Source organism: uncultured Lacinutrix sp. (assembly GCF_947500325.1).
In the GTDB taxonomy this organism is placed as follows: Bacteria; Bacteroidota; Bacteroidia; order Flavobacteriales; family Flavobacteriaceae; genus Lacinutrix.
On record NZ_CANMRQ010000011.1, the window covers coordinates 25122 to 38103 of the forward strand.

Below are 12982 nucleotides of genomic sequence, written 5' to 3' on the forward strand. Positions count from 1 at the left end.
ATAAGGGCTAGGTACTTAGTTATTTTATCAAGTAAAATCATAATCTTAGTCTTCCAAAATTTCCTTTTGATTCCTTCGCTTTATCAATAGGTTTAAAGTTTTATTTTCAGTTCCTTTTCTTCTTAAATGACCTGTGTTTTCATCAATTACTCGGTTGATTATCCTGTCACTAATTTTATCGATAAAGAGAAAGTTAAATGAATCTTTTAAAACAGTAAATGGCGTTAAAAAAATACCACGTCTTGACCACCAACCAGCAAAAAAAGTAATCAAAATAGCCTTTAATTTCGCTTTTTTTCCACAATTTAAACACAATATTTTTTCTTTTCGAGTGTCGTTTGCAAAAAGTAAGACCGATACGATTTGGTTAATTTCAAATCCGTAAAGTTTATCTTTCTTTATAGAGCATTTAGGGCAATTTAGATTTTGAATTTTAGTTATTAGAGAATCACGTTCAATTCCGTCAAAACTTTTGGTTTCAGTTTCAACCCAGTTAATCAAGTTTATGTCAAGATTCCGCGTTTCAATTTCGTCTTTTAAAATTCCGAGTACATCTTTCCTTAAACCTTTCGATTCGTTTTTAGCAATATTCTCGATTTTTGAATTGGAAAATCCTTTATAGTTTTCTCTTATTTCCTCGACACTATACATTCAAATTTAAGTTTGGTTTTTATTGGTATAACAGACTTGTGTACGAAACATAGCGCTGAAAAGCTATTGTTTTTTTGGTGATACATAGGTCGAATTTTCAAATTTTACTATTTATCTTTTTTACTGGAAATCGTCAAATTTAAAAATTTATAGACTTTGCCAAAAATGCCCAAGCTATTGTGTTAGAAATAACTTGCGCTATTTTTTATATACAATAGTAAGAACGTATTTTATTCGTAATATTCAATTTTTCGTTTTACTATTACTAAAGGTTTATTGTCTTTGTAATTTACTTTTTCTATCCAATTTTTCTTTGAATCATATTTATATTGATAACTCCAAATTGCTTTTGGTTTACTGTCACTTGGCTCATTTAATCTTTCAATTATATTACCATTTTCATTATATTTTTCCGTCTGGATAGTAAAATAAGTATAATTTCCTTTTGGTTTATTTACAACTTTTTTGAGTTCTCCATTATTATGATAACTATATGTCCTTTCTTCATACGTTGAATCATTTTCAATAATAAATTTTCCTAGAATTAAATTATTATTATTGTCATAAAAGTATTTGTTCTCATAATTTAAAGTATCCCAAGTTTTATATTCAATTATTTGTTCTTTCTCTTTAAGATTTTGGTTATTAAATTTTCTTTCTAATAGTTTAATAGGAATGTTGTTAAGTTTAAATTCATTTTCCGAAATCACATTATTATTTTTGTCATATTTCACAATGTAAGTATTGAAAATGGTGTCATTTTGAATCACTTCTCTTTTAATTGGTCGATTATTCTCATCTCGTTGAATTTTATGAATTCTTTTAAAATCCTTATCTGAAATTATCCATTGAGAGAGGCTGTCTTTATTATCATATATAAACTCATTGTCATAAAAAGACCTTTTGCCATAATAATTGTCAATTTCTTTTCTTTTAATCAAACGATCTTGCTCATCGTAAGAGTATATAATTTCATCACTTATTTTTCCATTAGAATAAAATTCTTTTGATGAAGTTAAATTACCAAGTTTGTTGAATTCTAAAAGTGAATTTCTGTCAAACGGAAGGGAATTAATTTTCTCACCTATTTTGAAAGCGTCATTTTCTACAATCAAGCTGAAAACCTCAGATTTTACAGATTTTACTTTTCCGTTTATGCCATAGTTAGACACGTCGTTTTTATATTGAGGACCAGCATTTGGTTTTGAGCAACCAAACAATAAAAGACAGGTTATTAATGCTATTCCGAGTGTTTTTTTCATATGTTGCTTAACGGTCTTGTTAATATTAGAGATGTGTTTAATTGTATATAATCTTTATAGCATAATTAGACAGCTATTTTAAAGAAATGTTACAAATAAATAAAATAGCTATAAAAATGAAATGCGATAATGAATAAAAGCAAGCTAAATACAATTATGCAATAGTTAATCTAATCCTCACAGAGCTAGTGATATGGATAAAATACATATTAAAAATAATCAGAGATATAATATAAGGGCAATAGTAAAGTATTTACCAAAATGTAGAAAAAAAGACTGCTAATTTATAAGCAGCCTTTAATTTAAAATGTTATTACTAATTAATTTAACCAAAACAATTTAATAAATAACATATCTATATAATAGAAACAACTATAATGTATAATACCCTAACTATTAATTATAAAAATGTATTAATAATCAAAAAAAAAACAGTAGTTAATCAATATGTTTATTTCAATGTATAGTGAGAATTACAAAAAAACTAACTACCTAAAATTTTATAAAATACCATTTATGTTTTTTAAATTTTTCTAACATAATAATTGAATTAAGATTAATAGTTATTAAGATAATATAAACTATAAAAATAGTAGTTAAATCATTTTATTAATGCTAACAAAACGGCTTAAGTAATTTATTTGTTATGATACAATCAATGTTTCTTTTTAGTGACCCTTTAGCTCTGGCTATGAATTTACTTTATGTTTCATTAATTATTCATAATTCAAATGTAATTTTTAATTTAAAAACTAGCAGATAGATTTAGTTAACCTGCAGTTTGGTTAAGATGAATGAAATAAAAAGTATAGGTGAATAAAAATTAAAACAGTAGTAAATAAAAACTGCTTAATTCCCCTAATTAAGCAGTTTTAGTGTAAACGATTGATTTATAACCATTAAATAAATCTTTCTTTTTCATAAGAATTTACACATATATAACAAGCGAGTAGACAAAAACCCTACTTATAGAATAGGAAAAGTAGAATGTAATTATATTGAATTATGAGTAAGTAACTGTTTCCGTTTTAATTAGCCTAGGATAAACTCTAATTTTTTGGTTTGTTTTTTAGTTACTTTTGCTATCAATAAAATTAAAATAGCTATAAATAGCTTAAGACATTAAGGTGGATTTATATATAGTAAAAAGGCACTAAAAACTTAATTACAAGTTGATAGTGCCTTTTTTTATTATTCTTTTGAAGATTTTACTCTTCTGTACTTTCTTCCATTGTGTGGTATACGTTTTGTACATCGTCATTATCATCTAATTTTTCTAGAAGCTTTTCAACATCTGCTTGTTGTTCTGGTGTTAATGCTTTTGTTACTTGCGGTATACGTTCAAATCCAGAGGATAAAATTTCAATGTCACGTCTTTCTAATTCAGCTTGAATAGCTCCAAAACTTTCAAAAGGGGCATAAATTAATATACCATCATCGTCTGCAAAAACTTCTTCTGCTCCAAAATCTATAAACTCTAATTCTACTTCTTCAGGATCTAAACCTTCAGCAGCAATTCTAAAATTACAAGTGTGATCAAACATAAAAACTACAGAACCAGAAGTTCCTAAACTTCCATTGCACTTATTAAAATAGCTACGAACATCTGCTACAGTTCTGGTGTTATTATCTGTTGCCGTTTCTACAAGTACTGCAATACCATGTGGTGCATAACCTTCAAAAAGAACCTCTTTAAAATCACCTTGGCTTTTATCACTTGCTTTTTTTATAGCACGCTCAACATTGTCTTTAGGCATATTTACAGCCTTTGCATTCTGTATTACTGCACGTAATCGCGAATTACTAGCTGGATCTGGTCCGCCTTCCTTGACAGCTATTACTATATCTTTTCCTATACGTGTAAAGGCCTTGCTCATAGCAGACCAACGTTTCATTTTTCGTGCTTTACGGAATTCAAAAGCTCTTCCCATACTTAATCTTTTTTCATTCTCACAGATGTGAAAATCTAATTATATTTTTTATTTCTGCAAAAACAGAAATGATAATGTTATTAATTTTTTAATGTATTTTGACAAATTTAAAAAAATCTACCAAAGTATTAGTCTTTTGGTATATGTCTATCTAAAAATTTAGATTTTGTAGTTTCTAATTTTTCTAAGACTTTCTGCCTATTTGTATTTAAACTAGCACTTACTTTATTATAACTAGCACCAGCTTTATTGATTTCTTTTATTTTTTTGTTGTAAGCATCAACTTGTTCTTTAGTCCTTTTCTTTTCTGGTGTTTTTTCTAAAGTGTTTTTTATAGTTTGAAAATCGTCCTGCAAAATTAAGAAATCGGCAATTTGCGAAATTTTATTTTCGGTTTCATCAATAAAATATTCAAAAACAGTTTTTGTTGCAGCAATAAGGCTTTTATCTGTTTTATAAGTTTTTTGCGTTTTTAAAATTTCTAAACCTTCCTTTGCTGTTTCATTTAATGCATTAGTATTTTGTTGTATACCACTTACATCATTATTGTTAATAGCATCCCACAAATAGACTTCATTAATATATACTTTATAGAAAATTAAGTGAAGTGCATTTGTATGGTTGAATACTTGATTAGAAATTTCCATTTTTTTCCCTAAATCATCATCACTTTCTATAACATTAATTTTATGCTTAGCAGCAAAAGCATAAAAATTAGCTTCATATTCTGCTTGAGAATCAGCCATTTTTTTATCGGCTAATTCTTGAGCAATAATATAAGCTTCCATCAAGTCATATGACTGCTCCGCAACAGCTTTCATGTCTATAATTTTTGCATAATCTTGTTTTAATAGGCTTTCATTTAAACGCATGTGTTTTAATACATTGTTTTTATAATCGTCACCATCAAACCCTTGTGCTCTTTCTATTTTTGCAATAGCTCTTTCAACTGTTTTTATTAATACTTTCCTTTTTTTATTAATATTCTTATCGCTTTTACTATGTGCTACAGCTTTAGTATATTTCCATGTGCTTTTTGTAACGATTTCTTGTTCTTTTCTAAGAAAGTCTAAGTATTCTACTGCGGTATCAAAACTTTGCGCGTTTGATTGAAATGAAGCGATTAATAATAAAGCGAAAAGTAATTTTGTTAGTATTCTCATTAGTTATTGTTTGAATTTAGGTAATCGGTTAGTATGTTTTGACCTTCTTTTATATAGATGTCTAGTGATAGTTCTTTAATTATTTTATCATTTTCTTCTTTGTCATCCTCGTTATATGCTAAAAGTTCTAATGTAGATTTTGTGTTTTCTATTTTTAATAAGCTTGTTTCTTGATTCTCTTCTTTAAAAATAGAATTCATGATGGCTTTTCTAGCATCCATTTCTTTAGCAATGCTTTTAAGTGTTAATTTATAGCGCTTCCCTTTATTGAATAGGATATTATAGAATGTTGAATTTGCTTTTTTAATATCTTTAAATGTAACACTTTCATTTACTCTTTTTAAACTTTTTTGAATCGTTTCTTTTAAATTTAATGGTTTTAATGGGCGATGTTTAAGAGTAACTTCAGTTGAATCATTTTTTAATGCATTTGGGTTAAAACGCTCAGCCGTTTCAAAATTATCATAAAGCGATGGTAAAACGATATCTGGTGTTATACCTAAAGATTGATGACTTTTGCCTGTTACACGATAAAACACTTGTTTGGTTAGCTTACTAAACCCAAGATTTTTGTTTTTATGTAACGGAAGAATAGTTTGTGCACTTGATTTTCCGTAAGTTGTAGATCCCACTATAATAGCTCTATTATAATCTTGCATTGCAGCTGAAAAAAACTCTGATGCCGAAGCACTAAACTCATTTACTAAAATGATTAATGGTTTATTAAATAGGCTACCACGTTTATTATCACGAACGGTATAACTTTCGTTAGCTTTAGATGTAATAATTGCTACAGGACCGCGATCTATAAACATACCAGATAATTCTATGGCTTCTTGCATAGAACCACCACCATTAAAACGTAAATCTAGTATTAAACCTTCAATGTTTTCCTTTTGTAATTTATAGAGTTCTTTAGCAATATCTGTTGTTAATCCACGGCCATTTGGCGACTCTAGATTAGTATAAAAACTTGGAATTTTTATATAGCCGTATTTTTGTGTTTCATTAATTAAATAACCTCTAACAGAATTTAATTCAACTCTTATTTTGCTTTTTGTGAGTGTAATGTTTTGTAGTGTTCCGTTTTTCTTTTTAACTGAAAATGTAATAGTTTTATGCTCTTCTTTGTTAGTGAATTGTTTAACATCTTCATTTGAAACGCAAAACATTTCTAAAGAACTTTTTGATGTTTTTAAGGTTTTTAATATATCATCCTTTTCAATTTTTCCATTTTTAAATGCTGCACCTCCAGGGATTATATGTGCAACTACAATGTCACCGTTTTTATTTTTTTTAGTAATGATTCCAAAAGATAATTGACTTTTAGATAATTGATTTTCATAAGTTATTTTCTCGGTATCATTAAAAAAAGTAGAATTTGGATCATTTACTAGAACCAAAGCATTTAAAAACGTTTCTTCAACTAGACGTTTTATTCCGCCTATTTTATTACCAATTTCATCAAGTAAGCAGAGCTCATTATTTATAATTTTTTCTTTAACTTCTACTTCTAATGTTTTAAAGTCACCTTCTATGGTGCTTATATCTTTATATTCATCAATAAGTTTTATAATTACTTTATAGCTTACTTTTTTGCGTAGTCTTTTATCAAGTTCAGCTTCGTCTTTACTATAGGTAAATTCTTTTCTTGGGGTAAACTGAAGTGTTTGAGATCCTGAATAGTCTAAAGGTTTTGTTTTTAGAGCTTCTAATTTAGATTTAATAGTATTAATTCGCGTTTTTAAAACCGAAGTATAATTTGTAATAAAATCACAATTTGAATCTTTAATATAATCATCGAATTTATATGCTTCAGCTTTAAACAATTCAATATCTGTTTTAAGAAATATTTCTTTTTCAATATCTAGTTGTTTAATAAATAAATCAAAAATACCTTTTGATGTTTCATCATTTAATAGTTTTGGAGCGTAATGTTGATTCTTAATTAAAACGTTTAATGCAGAAACTTGCTCACAAAAAAGCGGTGTATCTTGACTAAAAACATTTAGTGAAAATAAAAAGATGAAGAGCGAAAAAAATCTATGAATCATTTCTATTAGCTAGAACATGTAAAATACTAAAATTAGAGAAGTATAATAAATTAAATAAGACTTATTCTTCTTCTTCAACAATACCTTCTATGGCTAATGCTAAATTTATATCCTTTATAGTAACACCGTCTGCATCATGTGTAGATAATGATATGTTTAAAATATTATAAGTGTTAGACCAATCTGGATGATGGTTAAGGGCTTCACACTCAAAAGCAATACGACTCATAGCACTAAAACAATCTTTAAAGTTATTGAATTCGTATTCTGTATGAATTGCATTGTCCACATAATCCCATTCTGGTAATTTTTCTAAATGCTTTTCTATTTCTTTTTCTGATAGCTTTTCCATCTTTTTTTTATTTTAGTTTTCTTAGTTTGTAATTTAATGATTTCTAGAGAGACATTCTATTAAACTTCTAATTCATTTAGAACCTCACTACTTATTAATTGTAGATGTTTTGGTAGTTTATTATGCTTACTCATTACTGCTAAATAACGATCGTTATTTGTTGTATAAACATTTTTAAAAGTAGGTTTATAATCTCCTAATGTTTCAATAATTTCTTTTATAAAATCGTCATGATGTACCAAATCGTTGCTTCCTAAGTGAAATATTCCAGATTTATTACGATTAATAATATAATGTATTTGTTGTGTTACTTTAGACTCTGTAGTTACATTCATTATTAAGTTTGGAAATACTTCAATAGGTAGTCCTTCTTTTAAAAAAGCTTTTATTTCTTTTATTCTTGGAGACTGCGAACCAAAAACCATTGGTAAGCGTATAATTGCTATTTGTTTTTTTTGTAGACGTAATAGCATATTTTCAATTTTAATTTTGAAATGACCATACATGCTGTGACTTAGGGTTTTATCGGTTTCATAACTAGGAAACTTACTATAGGCATCAAAAACATTAGCAGATGATAAGTATATAAGTTTTGCATCGTTAGCTACTAGGTATTCAATTATATGAGCATGAGTAATAACTTGTGCAGAAAAGTTGCCACGAAGTGCCGAAACAATTACTGTAGGCTTTATGGCTTCTAGAATTTCGAAAATATCATCTTCTTCAACATTGTATTGAAAATAATGTTGATTTTTATCATAATTATAATTGTCTGTTCTATAAGTGCCAAAAGTTCTAAAATAGGAGCATAGCTCTTTATAAATAGCTTCTCCTAAAAAACCACTGGCGCCTAAAACAAGGATTCTATTTTTTTTATCGACAATTTTTTTCATTCAAAATGTATTAAAAGTCTAATTAAAAAATAGAACGACCAGTTTTGGTAGTAAAGTATTCTAAAGCCTGCATACCTAAAAGAGAGTTGCCTTTAGGGTTAAGTCCTGGTGCCCATGTAGAGATTACAAAGTCGTTAGGAAGTAATGCAACAATACCACCACCAACACCACTTTTACCTGGTAAGCCAACCTCAAAAGCAAATTCACCAGCTTCATCATAAAAGCCACAAGTAAGCATTATAGCATTGATTCTTTTTGTATGGCTTGAAGAAATATGTTGTACATTATTAATACATTTTCCTTTATTAGCAAAAAGGAAAAAGGCTTTTGAGAGTTGCGAGCAAGTCATTTCTAATGCACATTGATGAAAATAAAAGTCTAAAACTACTTCTATATCATTATTAAGATTGCCAAATGATTTTAAAAGATTTGCTGCTGCATAATTTTTAAAACCTGTGCGTTTTTCTGATGCAGCAACATCTACATTATAATTTATACTATTATCATTTGTAATGATTCTTACATAGTTTAAGAAATCTGTTTTGGGATGTTTTAAATGTGTTACTAAAATATCTGCTACTACTATTGCTCCAGCATTAATTAACGGGTTTCTTGGTATTCCAGCTTCTAATTCTAGTAGCGATAAATGATTAAATGGATTTCCAGATGGTTCTACATCCATACGATCCCATATACGGTTATCTTCAAAAGCAATTGCTTTTGATAATGCTAATACTTTAGAAATACTTTGAATAGAAAAAGGCACATTCCAATCTCCAATTTGAAATGTGCGCCCATCTATATGTTGTATATGAATACCAAAACTATTTTTATTTTGTTTAGATAACTCAGGAATATAAGAAGCTACAACACCTTTGTTCTGAGATTGTTTTAACTCATAGTAAATGGCTTCAATAGTCTCTTGAAAATCTATCATAAAATAGTTTATCCTTTATAAAAAGGTAATTTTACTACTGTAGCTGGTACAGCATTTTTACGAATTTGAATATTGATTTTACTATTTACATCTGCAAATACTTTAGGTACATATCCTAAACCAATACCTTTACCCATACTTGGAGACATAGTACCAGAGGTTACTTCTCCTATTTTTTTACCTTGTCCGTCAACAATATCATAACCTTGTCTTGGAATACCTCTTTCATCTAGTTCGAAAGCAATTAGTTTACGTTCTACACCACGACGTTTTTGATCCTCTAGGGCTTCACAGTTAGTAAAATCTTTAGTAAATTTTGTAATCCAACCTAACCCAGCTTCAAGTGGAGATGTTGTATCATCAATATCATTTCCATATAGACAATACCCCATTTCTAAACGCAAAGTATCACGAGCTGCAAGACCAATTGGTTTTGCTCCAGCTTCGGTTACTTTGTCCCATACTTGTTTTACTTCACTGTTTTTGCAATAGATTTCAAATCCACCACTTCCTGTATAACCAGTTGCTGAAATAATAACGTTATCTATACCAGCAAAATCACCAACTACAAAATTGTAAAATTTAATTTCTGCTAAATCATGACTAGATAAAGCTTGCATTTTTTCTACAGCATTTGGACCTTGTATAGCTAAAAGAGAGTAGTCTTCACTAATATCTTTCATTTCTGCACCTACATCATTTTTAGAAGAAATCCAGTTCCAGTCTTTTTCAATATTACTGGCATTTACTACTAATAAGTAAGTCTCTTCTTTTACTTTATAAACGATTAAATCATCTACAATACCACCATCGTTATTTGGTAAACAAGAATATTGTGCTTTACCTATTGTAAGCTTAGAAGCATCGTTACTACATACTTTTTGTATTAAATCTAAAGCATTAGGGCCTTCTATTAAAAATTCCCCCATATGTGAGACGTCAAAAACGCCACAATCTTTTCTTACGGCTTCATGTTCTATGTTTACACCATCGTATTGTACTGGCATATTATATCCTGCAAAAGGAACCATTTTAGCATTTAATGCTTCATGTGTTGCTGTTAAAGCTGTGTTTTTCATCAAAAAAAGTTTTTTGTTTCCATAAAAAGCGGAAACCTCAATTAATTATAGTTGATAATTTGAAAAACAAAAGTATTGAAAATATTGATTCGTTTTTAACAGAAAACCGATTAATAATTTAATAATTTATTTACTGTTTTAATACTAAGTTGTGTAATTGTAAACTCTAGTTTCTAAATTCATTTTTATTGGTTAAGTTTGGTATAAATAATTCCACTTAACTTGGTTGTTTCTCTTTTTGTTATAATTTTATATTTATTCTATTTTTTAGGTTGGGGTTTGTTATGCAAACGGTTTACCAAGTTAAAATTATTAGTTTTTAGCGAGTTGTTTTTAGCAGGAATGTTGTCTGCAAGTCTATTTTCTGGATTACTTGCCTTTTTCTTTCCTTTAGATAGTTATATTGAGATGCTAGGTGTTTTAATGTCATGCGTAGGCTTGGTTTTAGGCAGAAAATATCTAGTATATTATTTCTCTTTTAAAAAATACTATTATCAAAAACGGAGCTTTTTATTGTATCTAGTAATATTACTATTTGCGGCGAGTTTTTCACCATTTATTTTAGATCATTATGGTTATTATATCCCTACAATTACTGTTCTAGATAGTAAAGGAATTGTTACTGGTATTGAGAACTTACAAATGGTTCTTGGGCAGAATTCTTTATGGCATATTTTACAAGCTTTTACAAATAACACCTTTGATACTTACTTAAATTTAAATGTGTTTTTACTTTTTACATACGTCCTTTTTGTTTACGAAAGTAAGCGATTTGTACTGCTATTTTTTATACCATTATTCTTCTTATTTGTACAATCGCCATCGCCAGATTTACCAGTTTTCATTCTAAGTATCATTGTTGTTTATAAAACTATCTGGGAACGCGAAAAGACCAATTTTGGATTTTTATTTGCATTATCTGTTTTTGCTTGTGTAATAAAACCAACAGTATTCTGGTTATCGTTATTTGTTTTTATAATAGCTATTTTAAATAAAAAGTTTACAGTTAAGAACTATGCAATACCGGCACTTTTAATACTATTATTTGTTGCAAAAAATATTACATCTACTGGAAATGTTTTATTTCCAGTAGAACAATTATACCTCAATGTAGATTGGAAACCAAACAGAGTGTTAATAGAAGAATCGGCTAATATTGCAGCACAAAAAACGTACGATTTTCAATATAATATAGCAGAAATTAATGAGTTTTCTTTTTTTGATTATGTAATAAATTGGTTTACGTTAAAAGGTGTGAAAAACAGTATTCATATTTTTATTATTTTAGTTTCTGCCAGCTTTATAATTTTTAGTTTTTTTAAGAAGCATAAAACCTACATAATATTATCAATGCTACTTTTATTAAAATTAATAGTAGTGTTTTGGTTCTCTGGCCAATATAGATTTATGTTAGACGCTGTGTTAGTCTGTATAATGCTTTTCTTTTTACATATAAAAATAAAAGAGCAGCGAATTACTGTATTTGCATTTTGTATAGCATTGTTAGTAGTAATAGGTTTAGCTTTTCCTCAACTTATTCAAAAAAACATACCTAGTTTTAATGTTGGAAATATGATGCAAAGTGTAAAGCAATCGCAACTATACAAACCAGTACGTTATAGTATTTCAGATTATTCAAAATATAAAGTTGGTAATCTAGAATTTAATTCGCCAAATAACTATCCGTATTTGTTAGATGTACCTTTTCCTGCAATTTCAAAGCACGATATTAAGTTATATTATAATAATAGTTTTTTCCCGCAGTGGGAAGGTGAGAAGCTTATTATGAAGTCTTTATCTAAAGAAGAATTAAATACTCTTTATATCTTAATTAATAAATAAACTTACAGCTTCCAATAGAAGTATACAGTTTTATTTCAATTTTGTATTTACTAATCCAGATAGGTATACTATGCATAGTATTGATATTAAGAATACAATATGGCTTAAAAATTGTATTCGGGTAAATTATTATTATTGGTAATAAAAAAAGCCTTTCAAATTATGTTTTGAAAGGCTTTTTTATACGGTTGTTTATTATAAAACTCTCTCTACGACTGAATATTCACTCCACTAAAAGTGATACTTAAATCTTCAGAACCACCAGTAGAAGAACCAAATCCATCAGAATCGTCTGTGCTAGTTGGTTGATGTATTAACGAAATTTGCACATTTCCAGTACTTGCAGCGCCAGCTACCCAAGTTGTTTTAACTCCTAATTTACTACCATCTGCACCATCTGTATCATCAGCATCTCTAGACATAGTTAAATTAATTGTGTTTACTGCGTACGTAAAAAAGTGCTCATCTGCTTCTACTATAATGTCATCGTTTAAAACATCATCTGCAGGAGTTTCTGATGCATTAGTTATTGCAAGACTTAATGAGTATGTTGCTCCAGAAGTAAAATTCCCTGTAACATCTTCTGTTGAAGTTCCATCTTGACCGTCTGGTGCAATACTAGCTAATACAACTGTATCTGTAGCATCTGCATTATTAGTAAATGTTAATGTAACATTGGTAATTAACTCTTCATCATTAACTGGAGGCGGATTATTAACATCATCATCATTTGAACATGATGTAACAAGCATTAGGCAAAAAAATGCACTTATAAAAAAATTGATGTTTTTAAGAAAGTTTAAATTTATAGTTTTCAT

At 28.4% G+C, this 12982-nt stretch carries 11 protein-coding genes; 1 reads left to right on the forward strand and 10 read right to left on the reverse strand.

Features of this window, described 5'->3' with window-relative positions; translation table 11 throughout:
* Positions 1 to 45: 45 nt before the first annotated feature.
* The 9 genes from Q0997_RS13215 to gcvT all read right to left on the reverse strand — a co-directional run bounded on the left by Q0997_RS13215 (position 46) and on the right by gcvT (position 10322).
* Positions 46 to 651, reverse strand: coding sequence for a hypothetical protein (locus Q0997_RS13215; protein ID WP_299889634.1), 606 nt, complete (start codon positions 649 to 651; stop codon positions 46 to 48).
* Positions 652 to 881: 230 nt separating this feature from the next.
* A complete protein-coding gene (locus tag Q0997_RS13220; protein ID WP_299889636.1) occupies positions 882 to 1913 on the reverse strand; it encodes a hypothetical protein in 1032 nt (343 codons plus the stop codon).
* Between the two features lie 1208 nt (positions 1914 to 3121).
* The gene (locus tag Q0997_RS13225; protein ID WP_299889638.1) at positions 3122 to 3844 is read right to left on the reverse strand and encodes a YebC/PmpR family DNA-binding transcriptional regulator; all 723 of its coding nucleotides are present in this window, start codon (positions 3842 to 3844) and stop codon (positions 3122 to 3124) included.
* A 128-nt stretch (positions 3845 to 3972) separates the two neighbouring features.
* Positions 3973 to 5007, reverse strand: coding sequence for a hypothetical protein (locus Q0997_RS13230; RefSeq protein ID WP_299889640.1), 1035 nt, complete (start codon positions 5005 to 5007; stop codon positions 3973 to 3975).
* Positions 5007 to 7061 carry a carboxy terminal-processing peptidase gene (locus Q0997_RS13235; protein WP_299889642.1) on the reverse strand — a complete coding sequence of 685 codons (2055 nt, stop codon included), beginning with the start codon at positions 7059 to 7061 and terminating at the stop codon, positions 5007 to 5009. Before Q0997_RS13235 ends, Q0997_RS13230 begins: the two co-directional genes overlap by 1 nt.
* Before the next feature lie 61 nt (positions 7062 to 7122).
* Positions 7123 to 7413 carry a 4a-hydroxytetrahydrobiopterin dehydratase gene (locus Q0997_RS13240; RefSeq protein WP_299889644.1) on the reverse strand — a complete coding sequence of 97 codons (291 nt, stop codon included), beginning with the start codon at positions 7411 to 7413 and terminating at the stop codon, positions 7123 to 7125.
* Between the two features lie 59 nt (positions 7414 to 7472).
* The gene (locus Q0997_RS13245) at positions 7473 to 8306 is read right to left on the reverse strand and encodes a sugar nucleotide-binding protein (RefSeq protein WP_299889646.1); all 834 of its coding nucleotides are present in this window, start codon (positions 8304 to 8306) and stop codon (positions 7473 to 7475) included.
* A 22-nt stretch (positions 8307 to 8328) separates the two neighbouring features.
* A complete protein-coding gene (locus Q0997_RS13250; protein ID WP_299889647.1) occupies positions 8329 to 9243 on the reverse strand; it encodes a glutaminase in 915 nt (304 codons plus the stop codon).
* Positions 9244 to 9251: 8 nt separating this feature from the next.
* On the reverse strand, positions 9252 to 10322 hold the full coding sequence (gene gcvT / locus Q0997_RS13255; protein WP_299889648.1) for a glycine cleavage system aminomethyltransferase GcvT: 1071 nt from the start codon (positions 10320 to 10322) through the stop codon (positions 9252 to 9254).
* Between the two features lie 327 nt (positions 10323 to 10649).
* Here gcvT and Q0997_RS13260 point away from each other — a divergent pair, with 327 nt between their 5' ends.
* Positions 10650 to 12164, forward strand: a complete 1515-nt coding sequence (locus tag Q0997_RS13260) for a hypothetical protein (RefSeq protein ID WP_299889650.1) — start codon at positions 10650 to 10652, stop codon at positions 12162 to 12164.
* Between the two features lie 209 nt (positions 12165 to 12373).
* On the opposite strand, the gene Q0997_RS13265 is transcribed toward Q0997_RS13260, so the two are convergent.
* Entirely contained in the window at positions 12374 to 12982 is a 609-nt protein-coding gene (locus tag Q0997_RS13265; RefSeq protein ID WP_299889653.1) for a hypothetical protein, read from the reverse strand.